The organism is Vibrio sp. Vb339 (genome assembly GCF_902751245.1).
GTDB classification, from domain to species: domain Bacteria; phylum Pseudomonadota; class Gammaproteobacteria; order Enterobacterales; family Vibrionaceae; genus Vibrio; species Vibrio coralliirubri.
This window is the reverse complement of sequence record NZ_CADDIS010000002.1, coordinates 928,754-953,557: the sequence shown is the minus strand read 5'-3', so window position 1 is coordinate 953,557 and position 24,804 is coordinate 928,754. Positions and strand designations below refer to the sequence as shown.

Annotated in this window: 27 protein-coding genes and 2 pseudogenes; 8 read left to right on the top strand and 21 right to left on the bottom strand. The window is 48.0% G+C overall.

Annotated features, from left to right (window positions below):
• Window positions 1–261 precede the first annotated feature (261 nt).
• The 4 genes and pseudogenes from HRQ85_RS12925 to HRQ85_RS12910 form a co-directional block, all read right to left on the bottom strand.
• A pseudogene (locus HRQ85_RS12925) lies at window positions 262–2,100 on the bottom strand (helix-hairpin-helix domain-containing protein); the annotation flags it as partial.
• A 214-nt stretch (window positions 2,101–2,314) separates the two neighbouring features.
• A complete protein-coding gene (locus tag HRQ85_RS12920) occupies window positions 2,315–2,737 on the bottom strand; it encodes a hypothetical protein (RefSeq protein ID WP_172379360.1) in 423 nt (140 codons plus the stop codon).
• Window positions 2,734–3,822 (bottom strand): phage tail-collar fiber domain-containing protein, encoded by a 1,089-nt coding sequence (locus HRQ85_RS12915; protein ID WP_172379796.1) that lies wholly within the window; start codon window positions 3,820–3,822, stop codon window positions 2,734–2,736. The genes HRQ85_RS12920 and HRQ85_RS12915 overlap by 4 nt, the downstream gene beginning before the upstream one ends.
• Window positions 3,819–4,451 (bottom strand): phage tail protein I, encoded by a 633-nt coding sequence (locus tag HRQ85_RS12910; protein ID WP_253918861.1) that lies wholly within the window; start codon window positions 4,449–4,451, stop codon window positions 3,819–3,821. The genes HRQ85_RS12915 and HRQ85_RS12910 overlap by 4 nt, the downstream gene beginning before the upstream one ends.
• 123 nt (window positions 4,452–4,574) lie before the next feature.
• On the opposite strand from HRQ85_RS12910, the gene HRQ85_RS12905 reads away from it, so the two are divergent.
• From HRQ85_RS12905 to HRQ85_RS12895, 3 genes are all read left to right on the top strand, one after another.
• Entirely contained in the window at window positions 4,575–5,003 is a 429-nt protein-coding gene (locus HRQ85_RS12905; RefSeq protein ID WP_172379795.1) for a hypothetical protein, read from the top strand.
• Window positions 5,004–5,141: 138 nt separating this feature from the next.
• Window positions 5,142–7,697, top strand: coding sequence for a phage tail tape measure protein (locus HRQ85_RS12900; RefSeq protein ID WP_253918860.1), 2,556 nt, complete (start codon window positions 5,142–5,144; stop codon window positions 7,695–7,697).
• 50 nt (window positions 7,698–7,747) lie between these two features.
• The gene (locus tag HRQ85_RS12895) at window positions 7,748–7,981 is read left to right on the top strand and encodes a DinI-like family protein (protein WP_172379794.1); all 234 of its coding nucleotides are present in this window, start codon (window positions 7,748–7,750) and stop codon (window positions 7,979–7,981) included.
• A 46-nt stretch (window positions 7,982–8,027) separates the two neighbouring features.
• Here HRQ85_RS12895 and HRQ85_RS12890 read toward each other — a convergent pair whose 3' ends face one another.
• The 17 genes and pseudogenes from HRQ85_RS12890 to HRQ85_RS12815 form a co-directional block, all read right to left on the bottom strand.
• Window positions 8,028–9,083 carry a DNA-methyltransferase gene (locus HRQ85_RS12890; RefSeq protein WP_172379793.1) on the bottom strand — a complete coding sequence of 352 codons (1,056 nt, stop codon included), beginning with the start codon at window positions 9,081–9,083 and terminating at the stop codon, window positions 8,028–8,030.
• Between the two features lie 189 nt (window positions 9,084–9,272).
• A complete protein-coding gene (locus tag HRQ85_RS12885; protein ID WP_048615443.1) occupies window positions 9,273–9,464 on the bottom strand; it encodes a hypothetical protein in 192 nt (63 codons plus the stop codon).
• An 89-nt stretch (window positions 9,465–9,553) separates the two neighbouring features.
• Complete coding sequence (locus tag HRQ85_RS12880; RefSeq protein WP_172379792.1) at window positions 9,554–10,138, bottom strand: DUF2913 family protein; 585 nt, start codon at window positions 10,136–10,138, stop codon at window positions 9,554–9,556.
• Between the two features lie 90 nt (window positions 10,139–10,228).
• Window positions 10,229–11,014 (bottom strand): annotated as a pseudogene (locus HRQ85_RS26240) (phage head morphogenesis protein); the annotation flags it as partial.
• A 47-nt stretch (window positions 11,015–11,061) separates the two neighbouring features.
• Window positions 11,062–11,472, bottom strand: coding sequence for a hypothetical protein (locus HRQ85_RS26235; RefSeq protein WP_253918859.1), 411 nt, complete (start codon window positions 11,470–11,472; stop codon window positions 11,062–11,064).
• A complete protein-coding gene (locus HRQ85_RS12870) occupies window positions 11,460–12,584 on the bottom strand; it encodes a phage portal protein family protein (protein WP_253918858.1) in 1,125 nt (374 codons plus the stop codon). The genes HRQ85_RS26235 and HRQ85_RS12870 overlap by 13 nt, the downstream gene beginning before the upstream one ends.
• The gene (locus HRQ85_RS12865; RefSeq protein WP_172379791.1) at window positions 12,523–12,954 is read right to left on the bottom strand and encodes a hypothetical protein; all 432 of its coding nucleotides are present in this window, start codon (window positions 12,952–12,954) and stop codon (window positions 12,523–12,525) included. The genes HRQ85_RS12870 and HRQ85_RS12865 overlap by 62 nt, the downstream gene beginning before the upstream one ends.
• A gap of 9 nt (window positions 12,955–12,963) precedes the next feature.
• Window positions 12,964–13,965, bottom strand: coding sequence for a major capsid protein (locus HRQ85_RS12860; protein ID WP_172379790.1), 1,002 nt, complete (start codon window positions 13,963–13,965; stop codon window positions 12,964–12,966).
• A gap of 55 nt (window positions 13,966–14,020) precedes the next feature.
• Window positions 14,021–14,638, bottom strand: a complete 618-nt coding sequence (locus HRQ85_RS12855; protein ID WP_172379789.1) for an Ig-like domain-containing protein — start codon at window positions 14,636–14,638, stop codon at window positions 14,021–14,023.
• Entirely contained in the window at window positions 14,635–15,018 is a 384-nt protein-coding gene (locus tag HRQ85_RS12850; RefSeq protein WP_172379788.1) for a hypothetical protein, read from the bottom strand. Before HRQ85_RS12850 ends, HRQ85_RS12855 begins: the two co-directional genes overlap by 4 nt.
• 11 nt (window positions 15,019–15,029) lie before the next feature.
• Entirely contained in the window at window positions 15,030–15,998 is a 969-nt protein-coding gene (locus HRQ85_RS12845; protein WP_172379787.1) for a hypothetical protein, read from the bottom strand.
• A 9-nt stretch (window positions 15,999–16,007) separates the two neighbouring features.
• The gene (locus HRQ85_RS12840) at window positions 16,008–16,520 is read right to left on the bottom strand and encodes a phage major tail tube protein (protein ID WP_172379786.1); all 513 of its coding nucleotides are present in this window, start codon (window positions 16,518–16,520) and stop codon (window positions 16,008–16,010) included.
• An 8-nt stretch (window positions 16,521–16,528) separates the two neighbouring features.
• On the bottom strand, window positions 16,529–18,322 hold the full coding sequence (locus HRQ85_RS12835; protein ID WP_172379785.1) for a phage tail sheath family protein: 1,794 nt from the start codon (window positions 18,320–18,322) through the stop codon (window positions 16,529–16,531).
• A gap of 72 nt (window positions 18,323–18,394) precedes the next feature.
• Window positions 18,395–18,736 carry a GPW/gp25 family protein gene (locus HRQ85_RS12830; protein WP_048615433.1) on the bottom strand — a complete coding sequence of 114 codons (342 nt, stop codon included), beginning with the start codon at window positions 18,734–18,736 and terminating at the stop codon, window positions 18,395–18,397.
• Window positions 18,737–18,856: 120 nt separating this feature from the next.
• On the bottom strand, window positions 18,857–19,579 hold the full coding sequence (locus tag HRQ85_RS12825) for a phage baseplate assembly protein V (RefSeq protein WP_172379784.1): 723 nt from the start codon (window positions 19,577–19,579) through the stop codon (window positions 18,857–18,859).
• An 8-nt stretch (window positions 19,580–19,587) separates the two neighbouring features.
• The gene (terL, locus tag HRQ85_RS12820; protein WP_172379783.1) at window positions 19,588–21,258 is read right to left on the bottom strand and encodes a phage terminase large subunit; all 1,671 of its coding nucleotides are present in this window, start codon (window positions 21,256–21,258) and stop codon (window positions 19,588–19,590) included.
• Complete coding sequence (locus HRQ85_RS12815; RefSeq protein WP_172379782.1) at window positions 21,255–21,806, bottom strand: phage protein Gp27 family protein; 552 nt, start codon at window positions 21,804–21,806, stop codon at window positions 21,255–21,257. Before HRQ85_RS12815 ends, terL begins: the two co-directional genes overlap by 4 nt.
• 139 nt (window positions 21,807–21,945) lie before the next feature.
• Between HRQ85_RS12815 and HRQ85_RS12810 the strand changes: the two genes are divergently transcribed.
• From HRQ85_RS12810 to HRQ85_RS12790, 5 genes are read left to right on the top strand one after another with little or no spacing between them, the layout of a single operon-like run.
• Window positions 21,946–22,584, top strand: coding sequence for a hypothetical protein (locus HRQ85_RS12810; protein WP_172380066.1), 639 nt, complete (start codon window positions 21,946–21,948; stop codon window positions 22,582–22,584).
• Window positions 22,581–23,168: a hypothetical protein gene (locus HRQ85_RS12805; RefSeq protein WP_172379781.1), complete on the top strand. Its 588-nt coding sequence runs from the start codon at window positions 22,581–22,583 to the stop codon at window positions 23,166–23,168. Before HRQ85_RS12810 ends, HRQ85_RS12805 begins: the two co-directional genes overlap by 4 nt.
• Entirely contained in the window at window positions 23,169–23,567 is a 399-nt protein-coding gene (locus HRQ85_RS12800; RefSeq protein ID WP_172379780.1) for a phage tail protein, read from the top strand.
• The gene (locus HRQ85_RS12795; protein WP_172379779.1) at window positions 23,564–23,782 is read left to right on the top strand and encodes a hypothetical protein; all 219 of its coding nucleotides are present in this window, start codon (window positions 23,564–23,566) and stop codon (window positions 23,780–23,782) included. The genes HRQ85_RS12800 and HRQ85_RS12795 overlap by 4 nt, the downstream gene beginning before the upstream one ends.
• The gene (locus HRQ85_RS12790; protein ID WP_172379778.1) at window positions 23,773–24,804 is read left to right on the top strand and encodes a phage late control D family protein; all 1,032 of its coding nucleotides are present in this window, start codon (window positions 23,773–23,775) and stop codon (window positions 24,802–24,804) included. The genes HRQ85_RS12795 and HRQ85_RS12790 overlap by 10 nt, the downstream gene beginning before the upstream one ends.

Sequence of the window (24,804 nt, the reverse complement as noted above, 5' to 3'; positions counted from 1 at the left end):
TCTTAACGAAATATGCTCAACTACTAGCGTAACTTTTCACACACAATCTAAGGTAGTTCCTCTTAATGATATGGTTAACGTCTAAAGTCGTCATGACTTTGAGCTTATTACTGTATAGGGAATTTAAGAAAAGACGTACGGAAGCTGAAGTTGAGTCATAACTCAACAACTGGAATTGAAGGGAAGCGGATGCTTCCCTTTTTCGTTTCTCTTTCTCTCGTTTCTTTAGCCAATTATCGATTGAGAACAGTTGGTACTTCGCTAATGAAAATCCCGAGATTTGGTTTTCAAGCCAACAATTTCATCGGTAATATCGATAAGTTTTCCCGCGATAACATGCACGACTTCACCTTCTTTTTCTAATATCCCTTGTACTTTTAACGCCTTGGCTGTGAGATACGCTTGCTGTTGAGCGCGCGCTGTTGCTCCCCATACCACCACATTAATATTGCCCGTATTATCTTCCAGTGTGACAAAGGTGACGCCTGCTGCGGTTCCGGGGGATTGCTTACCCGTTACAAGCCCAACAACGGTGACCATGGATTTGTGTCGTTGTTGTTTTAAGTCTTTCATATGAGTGAATCGACCTAGTCGGTTAGCTTCTTCCAGTAACGTGATGGGGTGCTTATTCAAAGAGATCCCAACACTGGTGAAATCCTCAAGTAAATCCTGCATCTCACTGGGTTGTTGCAATCCTTGTTCGTCATTACCTTTTTCAAAGCTGTCATCGATTTGACTAAACAAGGGTAGATCAGAGGCCGAGTCCATAATCGCCCAGCGAGTTTGAAAGCGGTCACCTGAAACGTTGTGAAGCGCATTTGCTGAGGCAAGTAGCTCAATGTCTTTCTTGTTGATTGATAACTGCTTTACCTGACTAGGGTGGCGATAACCCGAGCTCGGCCGGTTAGCTAACACACTCTGGATACCATGTTCACTCAAGCCTTTGATTTGTCTCATCCCTAAACGTATCGCTAAACCATTTTGTTGAGAGACAACGGTGTGGTTGTCTTGAGAGGCATTCACGCATACTGGGAGTATCGCCACATCATGTCGTTGTGCGTCCTGTACCAACTGTGATGGGCTATAGAACCCCATGGGTTGGCTATTGAGCAAGGATGCGTAGAAACACTCTGGGTAATAGCATTTCAACCAAGCGGAGCAATACGCTAACACCGCAAACGAAGCCGAGTGGCTTTCAGGAAAACCGTACTCGCCAAAGCCGCATATCTGTTTAAAGATCTGCTCTGCAAACTCTGTCTCATAGCCGCGCTTTTGCATACCATCGATGAGTTTATTTTTAAACTTAAAGACGTTGCCATTTTTCTTCCAAGCGGCCATCGCGCGTCTGAGTTGATCTGCTTCTCCGCCTGTGAAGCCTGCGGCCACCATCGCGAGTTTGATCACTTGCTCTTGGAATATCGGTACACCTAAGGTGCGCGACAGTACTGATTCCACGTCTTTAGATGGATAACTGATTGGCTCAATGCCATCTCGACGCTTGAGAAACGGATGCACCATATCACCCTGAATAGGGCCTGGGCGTACGATAGCGATTTGAATCACCAAGTCGTAATAAGTCTTCGGTTTAAGCCTTGGCAGCATGCTCATTTGTGCGCGTGACTCAATTTGGAATATCCCGACTGTGTCTGCTCGTTGAATCATGCCGTAAACCTGAGGATCGTCCTTAAGGCGAGTGATCTCTGCAATGGTCAGTGATCGCCCGTGAATACGTTTGATCAGGTCGAAACATTTACGAATCGCAGAGAGCATACCCAACGCGAGCACATCAACTTTCAGCAGCCCCAAGGTTTCTAGATCATCCTTATCCCATTGGATAATGGTTCGATCGTGCATCGCGGCATTCTCAACTGGAACCAGCTCATACAAAGGCCCTGAAGATATGACAAAGCCACCAACGTGTTGAGATAGGTGACGTGGAAAGCCGATGATCTCATTCACCAAGTGGATAAATTGTTGCCCCTTCAAAGAATCAGGCTGTAGCCCTAGCTGGGTTAACTGAGCCTGCCAACCTAGGCTTTTGTCCCTACGGTTGGTGTTCTTAATGAAGTAGTCGAGCTGAGTTTCTTGTAGCCCCAATGACAGCGCCGAGCGGAACTTAAAACACCATGTATTTTTAACTTAGAACGTTAATTGACCCGAAACTACCCGAAATAAAGCGGGATATAGCGAAACGAGCGAGGTGATTTTTATCGTGAATTATTAAATGTTAGTGCGTAACAAAATCGACAAAGGCGCATAATTGCGCCCTGATTTGACGTGATGTTTAGATCGGTTTTCGTGTATATCCCATTACTCAATCAACGCACTGAAGCGATAACTTAGGACGACCACATTCGGGGAAGTCAGCCTGTTGAACATACTCAATTAGCAGTTTTCTGTCACCAAGCAATTTAAAGTAGTCTTCTTCTGTATAAGTTCCAGCTCTAAGCTCTGAATATTGCTCCTCTATCGCCATATCCGCTTGATACTCGGCAATTGCTGCGTTAACGCTAGCAAGTTCAGTTTGCTGCCAGTGCCGCTCTTCCACCTCGTTGATAATCGCAACTTTTTCAAACACATCATCAATATAATAATAGGCACCTAGATGCTCTCTGATATCGTCGGGCAACTCATTTGTATTAACTGTGTGTTTATGGGCGATTTTGCTATGGTTTACATTACCAATAGCAATAACAATACCTCTCTCGTCGGTATTTAACCTCACTGTACCCATCACTCGCTCTCCCATATATCATTAATAACTACTGTATACGTCGTAGTTGAAAAACCACCGCTAAATGCGTGGAAACTTAGTCTCTTTGCTGTCCCACCATCAGGCAGAGTGATTGGTATGACAATGGTGTAAGGAGCAATATTCACACCTGAAATGAAGGGTAGAGGAAAATTAACAGCGATAGGAACCGGTGCACTTGTATCATTTCCATCCGCGCTATCGTGACAATAAACACTAAATTTCGCTGAGTAGTTGGCAGTCACTTTTATATTGACTTCGAGGTTGACGAATTTCGCTTTTGATGCGCTGTTGGGCAAGATCCATTCAGGGCGTGGATTTTGCCCGAAGGGCAAAAGTGACAGTGCCATACTATCCCCAAACCCCAAGCGGGTTCTTTTTAGCGTTAGGGGGGGTAAGTTACCTGGGCTATAAACTGAACCTAGGCCTTCTTTAAGTGCTTTTTCTGTGACTGCTTTTGATTCACTCTGACCTTGGTATGAGTTAGACAATTGCACGACGCCCGAGCGCAAGGTTGTTGCGGTTCTGCGTAGTAGCTTCTTGACGGTCAAGAATGCTGAGTCATCGGTTCCACCGTCAACTTGAGCATTGGTGGCAATACGCGCAATGCCCGACTCTAACTCGGTAGCATGAGGGATAATTGGCGTGATGTTGATTGTCACCGCCGAGGCTTGGTACAAATCCATTGAGCACTCAATTTCGATTTGAACGTATTGATTATCAACTGAAGGAATGAATGTCGAGGGGTACGAGCTATAAACAATAAGATTGCCATCAGAATCATGCAGACCAAACTCATTAATAAAGTGCCCAGCAAAGCGTGACGCGTCGACATAGACAATGGCATTGAACCAGTGCTCTTGTGTGTTGCCCTCATGAATATCTTGTCGACCGAACTCATTCACTAAGTGTGTGACGTCCGGTGTTGGCGTGACACTTGAGCCATTCGCATCGCCTAGAGACATTTGGTCAATTAATAACTTTTGCCCACTTTGGTAGGCCGCTTCCAGCAGCTCTTTACCCTTGTCGGTAAGCACCGCCGTGTGCTCTTGTGCAGATCCTAAACTCATATTTCATTACTCTTATTTCGGATAGTCATGCGATGTCGACTCTTTAAGGTGACCGCTGAATATAGTCCGCCAATTAACGTTGGGTTGGTTGGGAAATTTTTAGAGGTAATTCGGTTGCGTCCTTTTGAAATCGCAACGCTGAATATCCCTCCTGTCGATGGCTTGTTTTTTATCGTCATTTGCCAATGCTGAGAGCCTTGTTTGTTGCTCTCAACGAGCGTGACGACGTTCTCATAGTCTTTTTGATTCAACCCACCTTTGTCTTGAGTCACTTCAACCAAAAAGGTGCCTTTAGCGCCAATTGGATTCATTTGATACCAAACGGTCAGCGTTGGGTTGAAACCTGTTAGGTTCAACGCTCGTTTTACAGCCCAGACCGTACCTTTGTATCGATAAAGCACTAAGCCTTCTTTGACGACTTCACGCTTTCTCTCAACTGTCCAAGTGTCATCCCAGGTATCGACACGAAACCACCAAGAAAGCCAGGGTAAGTAAGATTCGTGGACGTTATCAATATCGAGAACCTGAAGGCCATGAATGGCTAAGCGAAGCTCATTCATCTCTTCCGTTGTCAGGAAACTCAGCGTTCGAAGTCGAACGTCTTGCTTTAAGATTTTGGGAAGCATCATTTCGTCTCGTTTATCCAGTGTTTATAGGATATTCAAACCTGACCACATAATTTCCGTTCGGCAGATAGACGCTATATATAAAGACACAATACAGGCTCTAAATTACTCACAACGAGATAAGCTATGAGCACTGACAATCAAACTAAAAACACCGTTGAAACCGAATTAGAATCAGAAGTTCGAACCTTCACTTTGGAAGATATTGCCCGTGCAATGATGGAGTTTGATATCTGCATGTTGAACACGCCGGTTCAATTTGGTGGGATGGAACTCAACTGTGCTAAGCGAGTGCGCAAAGCGCTGGTTAAGGACCGAATTGAAGCGGTGCGTTTCACCAAAGAGCAATACGGTTTTGAATCTAACGATGCCATCACCGCGCACATTGCCTCGAGCATTTTAGTGTTTGGCGAACGCACTGAAGAGAAGCGAGATGAGCATGGCAGGCTCACGAACTTGGCGATGAAAGGCGAAGTGGTGATTCCGGTCGACATGCTGATTAATCTGCCCTATGAAGAGCACATCAACTTGGCTCACCTGATGGGAAAGAGCTAAACCTCGCACGAATCAAACAGAATATTTTTGATCACTCTTTTCGACTGCTCACCCACAAGAAAATCGGTCTTGTCTCCGTTGGCGAATTACTCAATGCCGACTGGGCGCAATATACGTATCTCATAGAGGTCTTTAATCATGGCAATAAATAAGGACAGTGGTTACGCGTTAGAGCTCATTGTTGGGGTTAAAGATGCGTTTACTCAGCAGTCGAAAAAGATTGAAAAAGAATCGAATAAGCTGGAGCGAGAGTTTAAGCAGCTGCAAAAAACCACCGCGGATGTTGATGCCTTTAAAAAGGCTGAATCGGCCATTGAACAATTGACCGACGCTGAAAAACAATACTCAAAAATTCTAGGACAAAAGAAGGATGAACTCCCCAAACTGAAGGCTGAGCTTGCCAAAGTGACACAGCAATCTCGAATCATGGCCAATGAAGAATCCAAACTGCAAGCGACCATCAATAAGCTTCGTACAGATATGGCGGGGTTAAGTGACGCTGGCAGCACCAATACCAAAATGTTTAAGAAAAAAACGGGGGCCGTTGCACAAGCTGAGCGCACATTGCAGGCGTATCAATCGAAACTAAAAAGTACAACTCAAGATGAAAACCGTATTCGCACTTCTATCTCTGCGACAGAGCGTGAGCTTGGTGATTTAACGAAGGCTCACCAGAAGAGCACCAATGAAATTAAAGCGCATGAGCGCTTAGTGTCACGCTTAGGTAACTCATTAAAAGAGGCGGGTCTCGATGTTAATGACATCATCCAAGAAGAGAAACGGCTGCAAGGCCAACTCAATCGAACCAATAAAGAGATTTCAGAGCAAGGTCGAGAGCTGGGTAAATTACAAAACTTTGAAAAGCTGGGGGCGATTGCTGGAGGGGCCATGGCATCAGCAGGCTTCGCCTGGGCGGGGAATGATAAGTCTCGAAATGAACGTATCCTTGCTGCTCGCAGTAGCTATTCATTAGAAGAGGTGCAATCGACCTCTCAACGACAATTTCGTACCGACTTAATTCGGATGTATGGTGCAGACCAAGAGAGTATCTTCGCTGCTCAAGCCCTCGCTAAACAGCAAAATTTAGGTGACGAAGATACTCAGGCATTAACAAAAGCCACTATCCAATTACAAAAGATTTTCCCTGATTATTCCTCACCCGAAACCGTTCGCGCCCTTGCCAATATTTCAAAAGGGTTCGGCATCAGCATCGAGGAGGCTGCGAATAAGGTTTACGCCACCAGCTCAATGGTCGGTGATGCTAATGGGGATTTGCTCGATACTTTCGCTGAATACTCGCCTTTACTCGGTGACAAGATTTCATTTGACCAATTTGCAGCCTCCATGGTTCGCGCCCGTCAAGCCGGTGTTTGGAATACAGATAAGGTAGGTGATTCATTTAAAGAATCCTTTATGGCTCGTTTTAGTGATAGCGATGAGTTTGCCAAATTGGTGGGGCAAGGCGATAAAGCGGGCACCATTGATGCCATCAGTGATGTCGATTTGCGTAACCGAATCAAAGAAGCCGCTTACCGAGTACGCCGTGACGTTGAAACAGGCAATGCGCCAGGTAACAACTATGCTGCACTATTGGCTCTAGTGAATAGTACAAACAAAACCGATGCTGCCACCGTCAAACCCATTCTTGAAGCCATAGGTGGCACAATCCTCTCTGAAGATATTGGTACCAAAGGTTTAGACGCAATGCAGCAAGGTCTGCAAGAAGGGGGAAAGGTCTTTGACGGTGTTGATTCTCTTGATGATGCCGCTCAAGGAGTATCAACTTCTATCGACAAAGCGATGAACTCGTTTGGCTCCATGACAGATACCGTCTCCAATAGTGCCGCTAATCTGATTGATAAATTCAATGGTCTTGGCGATGTGGTATCCAGTACGACTGGAGCTACGACGAGTAGAATGAATGACAATGCAGGACTGGGTTATGCGGGTCTTGTCGGCGGCATAGGCGCAACAGCTTTCGGGGGAATGCTTGCTGCCCGCCTTGGTAAGAAAGCCCTGGGTAAAATCCTTGGCACTGCAATGGGCACACAAGGCGGCTTCAAACCTGCGAGCATGTTTAGTGGCTTATTTAGTCAGTCTGCTGCTGAGCCGGTGGCGAAGGTCGCTAAAGGGGCAAGCTCGTGGTCGTCTGCTGGGGAAAAAGTAATAAGTGGAGGAAAAGGCGTTCTCAAGAAGCTCCCCGCCATTGGTACGGCTTTGAATGCGGCCTCTATTGGCATGAGCGCCATTGAGGGAGATACGGAAGGAGTTTGGCGTGGTATTGGAGCCACGGCTGGAACCACACTAGGCGGTCTCGCGGGGAGTTTGTTTGGTGGCTTTGGTGCCGTCCCTGGTGCGATTGCTGGCTCTGTGGCGGGTGATGAGATTGCAGGTTGGTTATACGATATTTTCAATGGTAAGGATGATCCTGTTAACCAACAGGCTGTCGCTCAAGTGGAGCAGACGGTTCAATCTGCGACAACGCAACCCAGAAACGCCATCAGTCAGCCACCAGCCACAATCGAAGTGAGCTTTGCACCTGTCATTCAACTGGAAGCGGTGAGCTCTGAGGCCGATGTGATGGCACAAACCTTAGTGGCAGCCCTGCGTGATATGACGCCTCAGCTCAAACAGACATTGCATGATGTGATGGATGATCTTTGGAAAGATATGGATCATGTTGACCTCGACTAAAAATAAATATACTGTGTTTTTATACAGTATATTTGAAAGGAGAGTTTATTATGCGCGTTGATATGATCGTCAAAGCTTCTGGTTTACCCAAAGGGACATTCTCTTTGATTGAGCCTGAAATTCAAAAGCGTTTGTCGGTACTCGATCCCGATGTATGTGTCCGTATCCGCAAGGGTGAAAACAATCATCTGGACATCATGGAAAGGGATAAAACCAAAAAAGAAAAAGCCCATGCGCTTTTGGAAGAGATGTTCAATGAAGCGGACGAGTGGCTGTACAACTAAATATGACGAAGGCGCAATTAAGCGCCTTCTCTTTTTAAGTTGCGGACTAATATTGAATATTTCTCATCGACTCCAGCGTTTGTTCAAACGTTTCCTCTTCCATTTCAATGCCGATAAAACGTCGATTTAAACTCAAACACGCCTTACCTGTAGAGCCACTGCCCATAAACGCATCGAGCACCACATCATGTTCACGGCTGCTGGCGGTAATGATATGTTGCAGTAAGTCTTGTGGTTTTTCGCAAGGATGCTTACCTGGATAATATTGCACCGGAGCAAACTGCCAGACATCGGTATAAGGCACCTCACTGGTGACGGAGAACGGTCGACGTAAATGTTCGTATTGCGCTTTTAGATCATCGTATTCCAATACCAAGTTTTGGTAGTTATTTTTTAAAGCGTCATACTCCTCCACTAGGTCGCCATGCGTCTTGGTTAATTCTCCCTTTTTACTTGCGAAAAGCTGTTGAAGCTTTTGGTATTGCGCTTTGTTGGGGAGTTTCCATTGGCTTTCATTAAACCAATGAGAGCACATTTGTGTCCCTGTTGCCGCATTGATTTCTTTTGCTGTCACACCAAGTTGTTTACGAGCATTGATGAAGTAATCCATCAAAGGTTTGAATACGTGTTTCTTGAGCTTATTGCATTTAGAAGCGTAACCAGAGCAACCTTTGGCATAGCCTTCAGCGTTATAGTGGCCAGCAAATAAAATACGTTCGGTGGACGGAAAGAACATGCGCAAGTCCGGTTTGTGCATTATTCGCCATGGGCCTGACGGTTTGGCCCAAATGATGTGGTTAAACACTTCAAAGCGGCTTCTGATGAGAATTTCAGTATCACTGGCCAGCTTTGAACCACAGAACAGATAAAGACCTCCTGAGGGTTTAAGGATTCGCCAGAACTCGAGAAGCACTTCATCGAGCCAGGCTAGAAATGAAGCGACATCTGGCCACTGATTGTCCCAGGCATTACGTTTGACTTGGAAGTATGGTGGGTCGGTTAAAATCAGATCAACGGAGTTGTCTTCAAGCGTTTTAAGGTAGGTTAAACAATCGGCATGGATGAGGGTGGCACGGCCATCGTGCAGTGTGTGTTGGTGCATTCTTATCTCCTGTTAGCAAGAGCCTTGAACACAAATAGCGATTGAAAGCCGCCAGCAATAAAGAATTAAAGCTGGCGGCGTTTTGCTGCTTCCTCTCCAATTCCTTTATCAAAAAGGTCTTGGGTCTCAGGTACTCAAGGCATCAAAACACCTATCAACCTTATCACGCAAAACTGTGTATTTATACAGTTAATTGTTTCGAATTAATTGCGTTAAATCTGGATAGGGCTGTTGTGAAAGCTGTTCGATAACAAAGGCCACGTGATGGACAGAGTGCTCAGGCAGCATTTGGGATACAGAGATAGGGTCAACATGACCTTGTTTAGACTGTTCAATAATCAAACTCACCAGCGTTTTATGTTCAGGTTTAATCGTTAACATGCTGAAATTCCATGTAAATTCAACGTGAACACGACACTAGTATGGTGTGTCGGGAATAGCCAGTGCTTTGTGATGATAACTTGAGTTAATTAGAGCTCTGCAGGATGTAACAGCAGGTGAGCTTGATGCGTTTTTGCATTCCACTCTTTCATTTCTGCGATAAACAAACCATGTCGATGAATACTGTCAATGAGGTCATACGCTCTCTCATGTTGAATTAACATAGACAGAGGACTAATCTGTGTCATATTGTCGAAACCCTGTTCAATATGTTCTTCTAACATATACAAAACACTCGGTTCTGCCTCAGTTCCTTCCTCAAAAAGTCTCGACTCAATGCCTTCTTCGTCATATAGATGCACGAGCAGTGAGTACAGCTTCTCCGCACCAGCGAGCTTGGTCTTTTTAGCCTGGTCATTAAGTTGATAGAGCTTCATCTCTAGGTTCCCTTCTTTTGTTCGAGCCGCTTGAAGCATCAAGCGAATGTCTTTTTTAATCGCAGCGTAAGTCTTATCACTCATTTTGGGCTTTAGATATTTCAATAAAATCTCATTACGCTTTGCAATGGGAACGAAACGCGAGCTAGCCGATACTTGGAACAATAGATGAAGCAAAGCATGCGTTATGGTTTGGTGTAATGTTTGATAGTAATCAAACTCTTTTTTGATTTGCATAAGGACTAAATATTTGACGAATACAACGTATTGTTATGCGGTCATACTGTCCATAAATCAAGCTATTGAAATAATTAAAATGAAAGGTTGTTACTGCAGTTCAATAAACACCTGCTTGGAAAGCACTTGCTGAGTGGCAGCGCTTACTCGGTAAACCCGTGTATTGCCATACGCACTCGCAAACGCCACCGCCCTGAGCGAATCGTCTAACTCAAGCACAAACTGCACGCTAGGTAAAAAGTCCTCACTCTCCAATTCATCAAAAGCGAACAACACCTCATCAGGTGAGGTCATCAACTTCTCTTGTATCATTTCCCGAAACGGCTCTAGCTCTGGCGCTTGCTTTATCGCGTTATTGAGTGTGGTAGCCGATAAGCCTTGTTTCGCGACGGCTTCGGCTTGCTCTTTCAATACACGTTTACTTTGTGCGTGAGAGTAGTTGAGAATGCTTTGGATCAGTCCATATTCTTGCGCCCGCTCCATCATCGATACTGGCAGCGTTTTCATTGATACTAATGGCGAGCTAGTAAACTGATGCTCTTTGCCTGTTGTCGCATCCTTATCCAAGGCTGTGCCACTGACCTCTGCAGAGGCCTGCCGTATCGATGCGGGTAGTGCTTCATATTGCTTGCGTGATAGCACTGAAACGGTCGCGCGGCATTTATGGTGATTGGGCGGGTAAAAACTTTCCCAAAATGGGTCGTCTTTAGGTTTAATAACGCCATCAAGCTTTCTGCACAGCTCTGTGGTGCCCGAATCGAGCACCGACGAATACACCAAAAACTCGACTAAATCATTATGAGCAATTTGAGTCCAACGACCTGAATTGTATGCGGTCATCATATTATTGCGATAATGCAACTCTAACCAATAAGGATTGACCTGAGAGAGTCCTTCTTGCTCAAGAAGTTGACGGAGGTTCCCTAACGTTTCAGAGCGTGATGCGCCGCTTCCATCTGCCGATACGCTTGGGTATCGGTCGGTATCATGGCTTTGAGTGAATCAATCGCTTCCTGAAAAGGCACCTCATCCACGGCGAGATAAATCGGCGCATAAGTGAGTTCGAGAGGTTTCTCGCTGGCATCATTGATCGCATTATGGATATGCGCTTGGCCCAGCAGCCAACTCACCATCATCGAAGCGGCATAGATGTTGGTGTATTGCGTTGCCACTTGAGTGATATCGATATCGTCTGGGTTTGAATGCGCTTTGAACGCTGCTTCCAGTTCGCTTGAAAGGCTTTTGACGGTTAATGAAAGCGCCTCATCTTCGAGGCGCTGTAATTTGGTGAGGTTACTGGTCTCTTTCTTGTCGATACTCTTTAAAGCAGACATAGATGCTTTCCTGGTACGTCTGAAAACTCCAGACTTGGACGTTGATTAAAACCTTGTACAGGGTCAACCCCTGAGCCATTCGCCAATGCCGATTCCAACATGGCTTTGTAGGCATCCTCATCCACTCGGATTTTGATACTGCCTTCACGACCGTTGGCTAAGAATATCCATTTTAACAGCGTATCGTTAAGCGTCTTATGCACCATTCGAGCATCACGCTTGGAGACGCGCATGGCTGCGCGCTCGTGAACTTCACCCAAAGAGCGAGAACCGTACTTTTGGTTACCGCCTGTGAGAGTCTGCCCAGTGATGCGCTTGGAGATTTTATTGTCGATGTATTCAATGGTTCGAAGCAGTTCATCCACCTTACCGTTTGCATCAAGGGTGACGATTTCTTTTACACCAGAGAGTGCCACCGCATCTCCGTTCATCACAGGGGCCAACGAGTTGGCTATCGCTTGTACGTCATCCCCGCCATTGGCATTTTCAGCCAGAGCAATCGCGGTTGGGATCGCGTATTTCTCACCCAGTCGCTCGATGTTGGCCCAGCTTATCCACTTACTTTGCCAAATGGGCCACACTGACTCTAAGATGGTTTCGCCGTATGGACGCTCGGTGGTTGCATTGCGCAGCACAGGAATGACTTTCCCTGCCACAGGCGTTTTTGCTGTGTAGTCCACGGCGCTGTACACTAAGGTGCCATCTTTCAATAGGCGAAAGTCTTCAGGCCGTTTGGGCTCTGAGTGAATGAGGCAAAGCTGTGAGTCGACTTTCTCCCAGATAAGCTCCACGGGCATAAAACCAAATTCCGTCGCACTTAACATCTGCTCCATCAACATTTCTAAATCAAAGTCTGCCATCACCTCGTTGTAAAACGCGATGTCATTGGCCGAGCCTTCCATCACGTAGGGCACCGTCATGGCCGTGGCATGACGCATTTCAATGCTTGATGCGACCTCTTCATCGAGCAGCATGGCGCGAATGGCCCCAAAATAGTAATTGCTGCTTTGGTAGCGAGCGTTGCCGAGCTCTGCAGGTAATGGGTAGTGATTAACGATAACGTCGGTGGGAAGCCGGGCGATAAGGGACGATAATGTGAGATTCTTTATCACGGGCAATCGCAGCTCCTGTGTATTGGGCACCGCTTTCAGTGCCGGTATTAAGGCCAAGCAAGGCGTTGATTAATGCGAGCGCTTCGTCTTTGCGGTCATCAAAATCAAACTCGCTGATTTCACCTAACTCGTAAATCGCCCTTTGAGTCATGCCTTCAGCCAACACTTCTTTGTCATCCTCGCTATAAAGGCGAGACAAGGCATTCTTTTGACCAAGATAGGCATAGCACCAACGCGCGGCGGATTGACAAGCGGTTTGAGCGTTATTCTCATCGTTGTAAGTTAAGGAGTGGTAGATTTGTTCATCCAGGGAGCTCGAGACTCCCTGGATGGTGACCATCGCTCTTAACTCGGTAAGGGTAATAGTCATTATCACTCCTTACTTCAGTGCGTCATCCGCCCAGCAGATGGCATCGACGACAACTGCAGGCAAAGGTTTTGACATGGTGTACACATCCGCGCCACTTGGGTCGTCGACTTTCTTCACCTTCGAGAAGAAAGGTAAGGCCTGAAGGCCTGCGTCCAAATCATCGAGTGCGGCATAGTACGGTGTGTGGCCAGCATCAAGGTCAATCATCACCATCTTGTCATCATCAACGGTTTTTACGCGGGTTTTCGTACCGCCAACCATGGTTTCGTATGAACCATTTTCAAGGTTGATGAGGTAGCCGCCGACATTGACTTGCCCCTTACTGACTTTCACATCGAGCACGTTGGATTTATTTTTTCCTGCTAAGGTGACAATGCGAGCAAACAATGTTTTACCACTCAACACTTCCAAGTTTGCGCCATAACCTTTCGCTTGAATGACTTCATCCATCTCTTGCAATGCGGTGTACACTTGTTCGATGGTGGCGTCTGTGGCTTTCAGTGAGTTGTTAAAGTTGTAGCGCAGGGTTTCCCCAAAATCCACTTCAAACAATTCCATTGCGCCGTCTGCGGTTTTCATTGGATAGGCAATCTTACCTGTTAGCGATTGAGCGCACAGCGCTTCGGTTGAGACTTCAATCTTGCGCATCACACCAAACTGAAGCATTTCAAAAAACTTTTTAATGTTTTTTAAACCTAGTGCCTTGAGGTTGTTGAGCTCCGCCGCTGACACATGCGATACCGTCGAAAAGCCCTGTGGCTCGATAGATTGAGTTTCTAAGTCATTACCACCCAACTGATACGCTTTAGTGCCGCGACGTACCACCGGAATGTTAGACAGGGTCTCTTTGAGTACATTCCAGGGGATGCGCACACTTGGGTAAAACACCGCATCCCCAAACACCTTCTTGCGAATACGCATAGGCACTGGCTTGCGTTTTTTGTAGTTGTTCAGCAGCTCAGCCCACTCTTGAGGGGCTAACAGACCGCGTAAAATATCAATAATATCCATGCTTTGTTCTCTTTATCGCCGCTTATCAAACAGCGGCATGCATTAATGGGTGGGGTTATTTGTCTAAGCCTGACTCAGAAGCGTTGTTGTCTGATTGCGCGTCACCATCGGGGGATGGCTCTGAGTCTTCTTTTGGCTCATCCGCAATCACCAAACCAACGCTATCTTCGACGCGTGGGTATTCCCCTTTTTTCGTTAGGGCGACATGAATCGTCACTTCACCATCACCAACCGGGGTGATAAGTCCTGATTTTTCATCGACGGTGGCCACCGATTCATCACTCGAGGTGTACTTTACGATTTGCTCGTAGGGGTTATTGAGAACAAAATTCAAACCGCCGTTTTGCACATCAACGCCAAGCTCTGAGTACACAACCGGTGAATCATCCACTTTACGAAAACCGACAGGCTCGATTGTCAATTTACCTTTTGACTCTGCGTCGATATTTGGCGTGGCCTGCAGCGCGGGGTTACCCATTTGATGATAAGCGTCACCTTCACGTTTTAAGAGGTGAAGCTTTGCGATGGCTTGCTCAATCAAATCATTACGGCGTGAATGGTGCAGCAGTGTGCGTGGGTGAGCGCCCATTTGAACAAAGGCATTCGACGCGTCACGCAGCGCTTTAGAAAAGACACCGTCTTGTTTGGCTTTTTGTTGCTCTAGGGGACTCATAACCAGGCTCCTTCTGCAAAGAGTTGAACGCAAGAAAGCGTAAATTCATTCGCGGCGGTGAGCGCAGAGTCATCCGCAAGCACCACACGGTCACGAAGGTACGCGCCAAGGCGAAGTACTGAAACAGACCCATCACCTTTCATTTGTTTGGTGGTGACTACCCCTAGCGTCACTTGAGTGACGGTAAGATTGCCAGCGCCATCATCTTGAACGGTGATCAACGGGGAGCCGTCCCAACGCCCAGTGATCATGCCATCAGTGATCACCACAACATGACCTGGCTCTAAATCGGTGATGCCATTGACCATCATTTGTTGGATGACGTTGCCACCGGTATAACTGCCGACAATGGCGGGTGCGCCCTTGATGGTGGTTTTCATTCCAAATTCCATTACCAACCCTCCGGATCAAAGTTATCTTTTTGAGCATTGCCTCCATCGGCAAGCTCTAGATTTTGAGTCAATGCATCCCACGCCGACTTTTTAGGTGGGGTTGCACTCTTTTCAGGCATCGCGCTCAGCATACCTTTGAGCTGGCTGTAACGATTACCGTCGCCTGATGCGCAAAGTTCAATCGACGAAGCACCTTCAATCATGACTTTCACACTCTTGCGAAGCTCGTCGCTCATTTCACGCGAGTCCGCAAGTTCAGTCAGTGTTTCTTTACGATCGCCTGCCAACGTTTCTTGCATCGCAGTAACCGCACCGTTTGATTTGTCGTCATCGGTCTTAGTCGGCTCTCCACCTTTGTTTTGCTCACCGTCTTTTTTAACTGGCGGCGTATTAGGTTTAATCCCCATACCGTCAAGCTGCTCTTTGACGACATCGCCAAGCAGCGTTTTGAGTTCGTCTTTCTTCATGGTTATTCCTGTTTCATTGTCATCAGAGCCAGGTTGAGTACCGACATCTGCACTGAGATAGATAGCGTCATCACAAAAGTCGCTATCGCTTAGATCCACCACATCACGGGTTTTCGTGTCCGCCGCCGGAGGAAGCTGCCCCAAGAAAGCAAGGTGGTGCATGTACCACTCACCCTCTTTATCCGGTACTGGATGGATGCCAGCACTGAAACCTTCAAACTTGCCCGAATCTTCCAGTGTTTCCATCTCGGGGGTGTAAATCACCTCACCCACAAGGACGGTTTTTCCACTTTTATCGCCACTGCCAGCTTCCGTTCTGAGGTTGGACGCTCGCCCCAACGCGGCAATCTGATCGCTGCCTTTGGTTGGGTGGCCTGGGGTCACAGGCGGGCGGGCGTCCGATTTATAATGGCGAACCACCGATTCGAGCTGCGCTTTCGTGACGGGTTGACCATTTTTTTGAATGCCATCTGCCACAATTTCCAACTTACGAATTCGCATATCGACTCCTTACAAGGTCACGGTGATACCAAATTGCCCTGGTGCATCCGGCGGGTATTTCGCACCGGTTTGCATGTCGAGCATGAAGACGCGTCCTGAGGTATTGCTGATCTCAATAAAATGCACAGCAATGTTGGCGGTGTACGGTGAGCCTTCATCGTTATAACCAGGCACCGGAGGGTTTTTCACAAACCCATGAAGTCGAGTAATGCCCGCATCAATAATCTTGGTCCCTGTTTCGGAATCCAGCATGCGTACTTGTCCGGTGAGACGCAGTTTTATCCACCCATCGTTATTGGTCAGTTGAGCCACGTCGCCAAGCGCCACCGACTGAAACTCGACCGTTGCCGTTGGGGCTTCGTACTTGCCGGTTGGCACTTCGACATCACCCAAACCCCCTAAGCCGCCCACCGTGGCCATCTTGCGCTGTAGGTCGCTGCTTGCGCTTTTTACGCGTCCGACGTATTGGGTTTCATTAATGAACGCCATCTGGTCACGCCAGACCACACTTTTCTCTGCCATGATTTACCTCATGCAATCAGTTTGTTAAAGGCGCTTTCTAACCCTTCAACATAAATTTCGGCTTCAAATTCCACACTCTGCATAGGCACAGGCGGTGTCATTCGATAGCGGTACTTAATTTTGCCTTGCATCAGATTGGTGAGCGGGTTGTCACCGGCATCAATTGACACATTGCTGTACACCAATGCGGTGCCTTCTTTCGAGCGAAGATAATCGTTCACCGTATCTTTCACGCGGCCACAGGTCGTATTGGCAATGTCCGTTGGGCTGGTGAACATCGGAAAGTCTAAGAACTGACGTGTAGCGTCCTCAATGCTTTCTTCTATGATGTCTGCCGTTCGGCGCACCGATAGAAACGACAGGTAATCGCTCTTGGCTGGAAATGCGCTGGAGTAGTTACCAAAGTTCTTCCAACCGCCGTGGTTCATCAGCGTGGTAATGCCGTTCACGTTTAAGTAGTTCACATCACACGATGGATCGCTTGGGATGTAATCGAGATCAATGGAAGGGCCTATCACATCGGCCATGATATAGTTGGATGGGGAGCACCAGTAACCGGTTTCCGGCACAATGTTCTGCTCGGTTTGGTTGCGGTCTACCTGAGCAATGAGGCCGCACAAGCTTGGTGCGTACCAATCGACCACCGTTGCTCCGTCTTCGTCTAACACTTTGGGACGTGGCCAGCCGACATACGCGCGTTGTGAGGTGTACTTTTGCTTCCAAGCGTACGCCTCAGTGGGTGTTGAAATATGCTCTGGCATATCTCCTACCCAAATACCGCGGATAGTGCTGACCGCGGCCACTGCGAGCCCCATTGCGCCATCCTTGTGTAAGATGCCTGGCGCCATGTTGATTTTGGATGAAAAGCCGTAGCTCTGTTTCGCTTTACGCAGTAACGGTAGCGCTTCCATGAATTTTGCTAGCAGCGCATCCGTCACACGAGCCACCGTCAGAACATAAGTTAGCGCTACGCCAGCAACTTCACCCACATTGATTGTCACATCGCTGTCATTGGTGTAGCTGACGTTGCTCTTGGAGGCGAGCGTCACGGTGACCACCGTTTGACCTTCTGAAAGGGGGGTGATCGTGCCGTCACTACTATCAACCAAGGCAAGGGCTTCATCATCAATGGACCAGACTGCGGTTTGTTCGTACGGATTGATTAACGCGTTGGGTTGAGAGTCTGCGCCTAGGAACGCTGTTGCAACAGAATCGCCCAGCGTCGCTGGACTCATGGTCTTGCCTGCGTTTGGGTTGGTTTGAGCGACCGTCACGCCATAGACATGGGCTTCATCTACGTCATTCTCACCCTCATTAAAGGTGACCAAAGCGGTGATGTTAGCAACACCCGCTTTCACCGGCGTTACTACCCCCGTATCAGCATCCACGGTAGCAATGAGGTCATTGTCCGAGCTGTACGCAATGTGACAAGCGTGAGGGTTTGAAATCGTGACAGGCAAGCTTGCGCCATCATCAATATAAATAGAGACGCTGGATGTGCTCATCGTGACGCCAGAGGTCGCAGGCGCTTCAACGTCAGGGAAGTCGCCGTCCTTACCTAAAGGGATTGATAAGATGGAGTTACTTGGTACATAGCGGTGAACGCGACGAATGGCGTTGGCGAGCGTGCCTTCACCGAAGGTCTTCTTTGCGTCATCGTAATTGGTGGTGTGGTAAAGCTTTAATGGCGTTGCCAACTCAGAGGTGCCAAACACCCCAATCACACTGGACGACACTTCGATGACCGAAATGGGACCTGTGAGCGATTCGATGGTTCGGATGCCGTGAAGTAATTCGGCCATGGATACTGTCTCCTGTTAATCAGTCGAGTCAGTATCTGAGATTATTGGAGGGGTAATTTCCGTTCGGCAGGCTTAAGCGTTGGTAAAATCGAACACGTCACTTTGCCCTGTGGCGAGGATTTGGCAAGAAAGCTTAATGCCAATAATGCCCTGTGGCAAATCGGTTTGAGTGACCACAATACTGTCAAGTTTGACTCGAGGCTCATACTTAGCCACCGATTCAGCAATGGAGACTTTCAACCCTTGCACTTCCCATTGAGGCTTATCAATATACTCTAAGGCATCCGCGGCGTAATCCGGCATATAAATACGTTCGCCTTTGCCAGTGTACACAATCATAAAAAGTGACTGCTTGATATCAGCCACTAAATCGGTGTTTCGTCCGCTTCCTGCAAATTTGAGTGAGTAGGTCATGCGTACCCCGTTTGAATTCGTTTGAAATCCGGCTTGAATGAGTTTGAATAAAATTATTTGAACATTCACACCAGATAGAAATTAAGCGCCCTCAGAATCGCTTTGAGGGCGTTTTGTTATTTATTGATTTGCGGTGGACGTTGGTCTGCCTTCTGCATCATTGTGTTTATGGCTAATCACGGCGACCGTGACACCATTGATGGTCACTGACCCTTTCATGGTGGCACCGCTGCTCATCACGGCTGCGCCACCACTAGTGCTACCGTAACCTGCTGCGCCCACTAAACCAGTAAAGGTGGCCGTTTTCATTCCCGTTAACGTATCCATCATGGTCGTCGCTTTTACGACCTTGAGGGTGTCATTGAGCGAGGTTGCACCTGTGACTTCCAGCTTCGCGTCAATCAATACCTTTTCTGTATTGACGGTAATGGCAGGGGTTCCACCGCCAATCTTTAACACGCCCGTTTGGGTGGACTGGTCGTACTCAAGCAATGTGCCGTCTTTAAACTGAACCCCAAACTTATCGACGTTCGCGATATAGGGCTTTGCTGACTTGTTCGCCATCGAGCCAAGCACAAAGCCAGACATCATTGAACCGCTAGGGATGAACAAGCACAGCACCTGTTCACCTGGCTCAAGGTTGCATGAAATACTGACGCTCTTACTTCGTAGCCCCAGCACAGGCAACCAATCTGACTCCGGGTAACGCAGCCCTGGGAAGGTGACCTTTACGCGCCTCAGCTGGGCATCTACCTTGCTCACTTTGCCAATGCACACCAGCTTGCGCAGCATAGAGCGCACATCACTGAGTTTGGTTTTGATTTCTGCGAGTTTGTTGAACATAAAGGCTCCTAACGCATCATTCGTCGTAAGGCCCCACCGCCAAAGCGTGAGAGGGCTTTGGCGGCGCTACTGATTGACTTGGGCGTTTGTGGCGTTGCGCCGCCCACAAAGCCAGATTCGAATCCACTGATGGCAATCTCCACCGCATCGGGTCCGTCATCATGGCCACGAGGGAATTCTAAAAACATTTGACGAAGCAGCGTTTGAGTCTCTAAGAATTGGATAAGTCCGTTCTCGACCTGTGACGAGAGCGACTTGATACGCACTTGCTTATTGCCCCCTTTGAACTCACGAACTGGAAGGCGCACGCCTTTCTTCTTGGCGTAACGCATCACTTCTTTTTTGTAAATCTTCTGGAACGCAACGGTTTCGAACATCACAAAGGACGGCCTGTGTTGCTGGAAGACATCCACAATGCGCTGGGCAAACTTAAGATCCGACTCTTTCCAGCCCTTGGCAAACAGCACATGATCCACCATGGTGATTTTGTGTCGAGCCACCACGGCAATAAAGGACCAGTCACCTTTTTTAAGGCCCGTAGCAGGGTCAATCGCCATGCCAATGGTGCAATCTCGAAGATCCAATTCATAAGGTTTGAAGTAGACAAACCACTCTTCCTTGAAGTCGGCATCTTCATCGGCAATGGGACGGTTCATCCACTCTGTCCACCACGCACTGCCTGACGCGATGCGTTTATTGTCTAACTCTTTCAAGCTCCAACGTGATGGAAATAAGGATTGCCCCGACGGGGTAATGGCACTGAAGCGCAACCCCAACCAGTTAGGCAAACGGCCCTCTTCAATTTGTTTAAGCAGACGTGACGGTAAATCGTCTGGGTGCATGATGGTGTTGGCGATGATGGTCAGCGCCCCTTTGCCCAGGTTCATAATAACGCGTTTAAACCAGCGCTCTGCCTGACGACGCAGTGTCGGCGATTCCACCTCTTTGTCATCGAGCAAGTCATCACAGATAATGTGAGTTGGACGTTGGTACTTGTTCTTGATACCACGCAGCCGCTGCCCACGACCGACCGCGACGATAGAAGAGCCATTGGCCAGTTTGATTTTGCGTTTCGTCCAGGTGTTGCCGCGCTGCTCCCCATAGTCATCCAGAATCAATTCGTTATCTTCTAAGTCATCTTTGATGGCATCCATCATCTCTTTGGCGCTATCGGCGGACGCACCACAAATGACAATAAAAGAGCCTGGATGATTGAGCGCCAGCCATAAGGGCATAGCCTGAGTGTTACGGGTGGTTTTACCGTGGTCGCGTGGCTCGATATCGAGAATGCCCTCGTACTCACCACGCTTGCCGTTTTCAAGCGTAAGGGGCTGTTTGATAAAGCCGTGGTCACGCGGGTCAATGAGCGCTTTGAACAGCGCTTCGTCTTGATGATTCAAATGTCGATCTGCTGCTAAGCGAGTCAGTGCGAGCTGGTATTCACTGAACTCAAGCGTGAACGCATCCGGCATATAGGTTTGACAGAAGTATGCAAAGTCGCGTTTAGATTTGGCGCGGCGCTTTTGACGCGCCTTTTCTTCTTTTTGTTTTCGAGCTAAATCATGCCGCGCTTGGGCTTTGGTGTTCTTCGTGACGCGTTTGTCCTCAGCGGCACTATGCGCACTGTCTCGAATATTCTCTAAATCCGCATCGGACAATCCACCAAAGAGGCCGCTCATCGACGGCCTCGTTTCGGTTTTTGGTCGATACGAATTGTCTGAATGATGCCGACCAGCTCAAGTAAGAGCTCAGGACGTGTTTCTTTGAGCATATCGGTAAGCTGACTTTCAAATTCGACCTTTGCCGCATCGACCCCTTTACGAAACTCGACTTTCAATCGGTCAAGGTTCACCTGTGCATCCGATAGTCGCGCTAACAAGTTAGCCAGCTTGTTCGGATCTTTAAATGACTCAGGGCCAAACTCCAATTCACGCAATACTTTGAACATGTAACGCTGCATGATTTGTAAGTTCAGCTCTGAGATGTCGGTGTTGGGGCTGTCTTTGAATTCCTTTAGAAACACCTCCGCTTGCTCTTGAACCAGACGCTGCTCTTCAATCAATTCCTGATTACTGCGAAGTACACGGTGCACTGACGAACGTGAAATATCAAAGCCGTCTTCTTTGAGCGCCTCCGCGATATCGTCCAGCTTCATCTTGTCCACGGTGTACATCTCAATGACGCGCTCAAGCAGCCCGTGCAATTCCACCTTTGAGCGTGGGGCCATGGGGTTTCCTTCTTATTGTTCTCGTGAGTGTGCAGCTTATCTCCCGAAGAATTGATTAACTTCCGTTCGGCAGATGGTCGCTAAATAAAAGGCAGAATTTAAGCCTGATTCAAACACAGTTCAATGGAGCGTATCAGTGATGAAAGGGTTTCTCGATGCACTGCACAACACCACTAAAACGATTGAGGGACTGCCAGAGACGTTGGCTCCCTTTGGCTTGCAGTGCGTGCGCGACAACATGAAAAGCGGCACGTTTAAGCCCAATGCACCACTGTCCAAAAACACCAAGAACGCAGGGGCTAAGCCCCTATTTGATACAGGAGAAACCTACGCTTCATTGACGTACAAGGCTGGCCAAGATGAATACCGAGTGGGCACCAACAAAGCCCATGCGCCACTGATTAACAATGGCGGCGTGATAAAGGCCAAGAAAGCCAAGCAGCTCGCCATACCGATCAACAAGCAGGTAAAGAAACGCTCCGAGGTGGTTGGGGTGCGTAAAACCTTGGAAGGATTAGAGCGTCAAGGTTGGAAGATTTTCTACCGTCCGCATTCCATCATGGGACGAGCGCCCTTGGGGGGTAAGGCTTTTGGTCAAAAGGTGAAGACCAAAGCCAACCGAAACAACAAAGGCGCAGATAAAGGCGTGTTTTATGTGCTGTATATCCGAACGCCACAGGTCAAAGTCTCCAGTCGTGAGTTCATGGTCTTAAGCCCAGAGCAGCAGCAAGCACAGCAAGAGATGGCATTAGAGCAGTTAAAGGCAGCAATCCAATGAAAGTGATACGAACATTAGAAAAAACACTGGAAACCTCACTTGGCCTGCAGGCGGTGGTTGAGCCCTCTAATGCGGTGGCCAGAAAAGAAGTACGCGTGATGTTCAATGGTATCCGCGCGTTGAATCGACTGGCACTGACGACACAAGGCTCGTTCGCGGCTTATGAAATGCTCCTTGATGTGGTGATTTCAGCCAGGGTCAGCGGCGGGAACACGCAATGCTTCTTATCTAGCCAACAGATACAACTCAACCTGCGCATGACCGATTATCTCACCCATGATCTGATTGTTTTAAAAGACATTGGCGAAGACTTGCCTGCTGGCTTTGGTGAATTCGGTGAGCGCCTGACGGTCGTGGGCGATGCGGAGATGTCCGACGCTCGCAAACTATCATCCGGCTGGAGTGAGCCAAAACAAAACGATGACTTTGACCCTAAAGACGATCTCTTTACTTGGCGCGAAGATTGGCAAGCCACATTAGCGCTCACCGTACACAAACACTATACCAACCCTAATGTGACTGAAATTACCGCCAAGAGCGCTCTCACCGGTGAGAGTCACACCATCAATGATGAGGAACCATAGATGACAGAGCAAACAACGAACTACTCCCAATGGGGCGGTTTTGGTGACTTGGTCTTTAAGGGACGCTTCACGCCAAACAAAATCAGCGACTCGCGCACTTTTAAGATCAACAAGCAAGATCTCATTAACGGTTATCCCGCGCATCAAAATATGGGGGAAGATGAACACACCGCTTCATTAGAACTGATCTTCAACAACTACTTTGTCGACATCACGAAGATGACCAAGCAGCTCGAATTAATGGGCGAAAACGGTGTGCCTCGCGCTTTGGTCGTGGGCTCAGTGGTGCATGGGCAATTCTGCATTCGTAAAATCAATCGTACTCATATTGAAACCTTACCCTCTGGCGTTATCACCAGTGTTAATTACCAAATCGATCTTGTGGAAGTACGCGCATGAACACTTTGATTGCACGCCAGAGCGAACGATGGGAGCAGCTTTGCTATCGCGCCTATCGCGCCAACAGTCAAACCTTAGTCGACGCGTTGTTTGAGGCTAACCGAGAGCTCACCCGAACCATGACAAGCTTTACTTTTCGTGGCGGTGAAACCGTTATTATCCCTGCCACCAAGGTGGTGAACACCGTCACGGTGGAAATGCCGCCATGGGCCTAATCGCCACGGGAGTCATTCGTCCGTTCGCCATTTTGCATTGGGCGGGTAAGGATGTGACCGCTGAGCTCAGTCGCTATGTCAAGTCCATGACCTATACCGATGTGATGGAAAGCAAACAAACCGGTACGGATACCTTGTCTTTGACTTTGTTTAACAAAGACCGCCGCTTTTGTCAGGCGTGGTATCCCACCAAAGGCGACACCTTAAAGCCCGGTATTGGCTGGTTAGATGAACAAGGCCAACGCCATGAATGGTTGTGGGGGGAATTCAGTATTGATGAAGTGTCATTCAAAATTGGGCCTGATGATGTGATGGTCGGTGCAAACGCCAAACCGCCCACCATTAAGCGAGGCTTTATCGACAATCAACAGTGCTTGGTACAAGAGAGCGTCACGCTTGAGCGAGTAGCCGAGTCCTGGGCAAAAGAGAGCGGCCTATCGTTTATCAAAGCGCCGGATACGCCCGGTTTTCAATTTGCTCGCATTGAGCAGCGTGATGAAACCACTCCCGCATTTTTAACGCGATTGTCAGAGCAAACCAGTGTGCCGATGGCCATCAAAGGTAAGCGCCTTGTGATGGGTAACTTTAAAGACGACGTGATTCAAATTGACACCTTAAACCGAGACATCCTCACCGCCCTCAATCTGCCCGATAGCGCTCGTTCAAAGTACGTAGCGGTTGAAGTCAATGGTTATGACCAGCAAGCCGAGCAGCTTTTTAGTTATCGCGCCGGGGATGCCACTGCGACAGGCGATCGAGTGAAGATGCTGCACAACATCGATAATGTGAAGTCCATGGCAGACGCCAGAGCTTACGCCGAGTCCTATTTGCAAAATGGTGCAGACGGGAAACAAGGTGCGAAAGGACGTATGTCGGTGACCAATATCATGTTAACCACCGCGCATTTGATTGAATTTTTACACTTTGGCAACGTGCCAAACCGCTGGAAACCCACCACAGTGACGACATCCATTAGTGGACGTTCGTGGACCGCCAGCGCGCAACTAGCAAGAGCGACCTGA

Bases quoted from the DNA above. Each gene is read 5' to 3' on its own strand.
- HRQ85_RS12915 (WP_172379796.1), bottom strand. From the start codon at position 3,822: ATGAGTTTAGGATCTGCACAAGAGCACACGGCGGTGCTTACCGACAAG.
- HRQ85_RS12910 (WP_253918861.1), bottom strand. From the start codon at position 4,451: ATGATGCTTCCCAAAATCTTAAAGCAAGACGTTCGACTTCGAACGCTG.
- HRQ85_RS12905 (WP_172379795.1), top strand. From the start codon at position 4,575: ATGAGCACTGACAATCAAACTAAAAACACCGTTGAAACCGAATTAGAA.
- HRQ85_RS12900 (WP_253918860.1), top strand. From the start codon at position 5,142: ATGGCAATAAATAAGGACAGTGGTTACGCGTTAGAGCTCATTGTTGGG.
- HRQ85_RS12895 (WP_172379794.1), top strand. From the start codon at position 7,748: ATGCGCGTTGATATGATCGTCAAAGCTTCTGGTTTACCCAAAGGGACA.
- HRQ85_RS12890 (WP_172379793.1), bottom strand. From the start codon at position 9,083: ATGCACCAACACACACTGCACGATGGCCGTGCCACCCTCATCCATGCC.
- HRQ85_RS12885 (WP_048615443.1), bottom strand. From the start codon at position 9,464: ATGTTAACGATTAAACCTGAACATAAAACGCTGGTGAGTTTGATTATT.
- HRQ85_RS12880 (WP_172379792.1), bottom strand. From the start codon at position 10,138: ATGCAAATCAAAAAAGAGTTTGATTACTATCAAACATTACACCAAACC.
- HRQ85_RS26235 (WP_253918859.1), bottom strand. From the start codon at position 11,472: ATGTCTGCTTTAAAGAGTATCGACAAGAAAGAGACCAGTAACCTCACC.
- HRQ85_RS12865 (WP_172379791.1), bottom strand. From the start codon at position 12,954: ATGACTATTACCCTTACCGAGTTAAGAGCGATGGTCACCATCCAGGGA.
- HRQ85_RS12860 (WP_172379790.1), bottom strand. From the start codon at position 13,965: ATGGATATTATTGATATTTTACGCGGTCTGTTAGCCCCTCAAGAGTGG.
- HRQ85_RS12855 (WP_172379789.1), bottom strand. From the start codon at position 14,638: ATGAGTCCCCTAGAGCAACAAAAAGCCAAACAAGACGGTGTCTTTTCT.
- HRQ85_RS12850 (WP_172379788.1), bottom strand. From the start codon at position 15,018: ATGAAAACCACCATCAAGGGCGCACCCGCCATTGTCGGCAGTTATACC.
- HRQ85_RS12845 (WP_172379787.1), bottom strand. From the start codon at position 15,998: ATGCGAATTCGTAAGTTGGAAATTGTGGCAGATGGCATTCAAAAAAAT.
- HRQ85_RS12840 (WP_172379786.1), bottom strand. From the start codon at position 16,520: ATGGCAGAGAAAAGTGTGGTCTGGCGTGACCAGATGGCGTTCATTAAT.
- HRQ85_RS12835 (WP_172379785.1), bottom strand. From the start codon at position 18,322: ATGGCCGAATTACTTCACGGCATCCGAACCATCGAATCGCTCACAGGT.
- HRQ85_RS12830 (WP_048615433.1), bottom strand. From the start codon at position 18,736: ATGACCTACTCACTCAAATTTGCAGGAAGCGGACGAAACACCGATTTA.
- HRQ85_RS12825 (WP_172379784.1), bottom strand. From the start codon at position 19,579: ATGTTCAACAAACTCGCAGAAATCAAAACCAAACTCAGTGATGTGCGC.
- terL (WP_172379783.1), bottom strand. From the start codon at position 21,258: ATGAGCGGCCTCTTTGGTGGATTGTCCGATGCGGATTTAGAGAATATT.
- HRQ85_RS12815 (WP_172379782.1), bottom strand. From the start codon at position 21,806: ATGGCCCCACGCTCAAAGGTGGAATTGCACGGGCTGCTTGAGCGCGTC.
- HRQ85_RS12810 (WP_172380066.1), top strand. From the start codon at position 21,946: ATGAAAGGGTTTCTCGATGCACTGCACAACACCACTAAAACGATTGAG.
- HRQ85_RS12805 (WP_172379781.1), top strand. From the start codon at position 22,581: ATGAAAGTGATACGAACATTAGAAAAAACACTGGAAACCTCACTTGGC.
- HRQ85_RS12800 (WP_172379780.1), top strand. From the start codon at position 23,169: ATGACAGAGCAAACAACGAACTACTCCCAATGGGGCGGTTTTGGTGAC.
- HRQ85_RS12795 (WP_172379779.1), top strand. From the start codon at position 23,564: ATGAACACTTTGATTGCACGCCAGAGCGAACGATGGGAGCAGCTTTGC.
- HRQ85_RS12790 (WP_172379778.1), top strand. From the start codon at position 23,773: ATGGGCCTAATCGCCACGGGAGTCATTCGTCCGTTCGCCATTTTGCAT.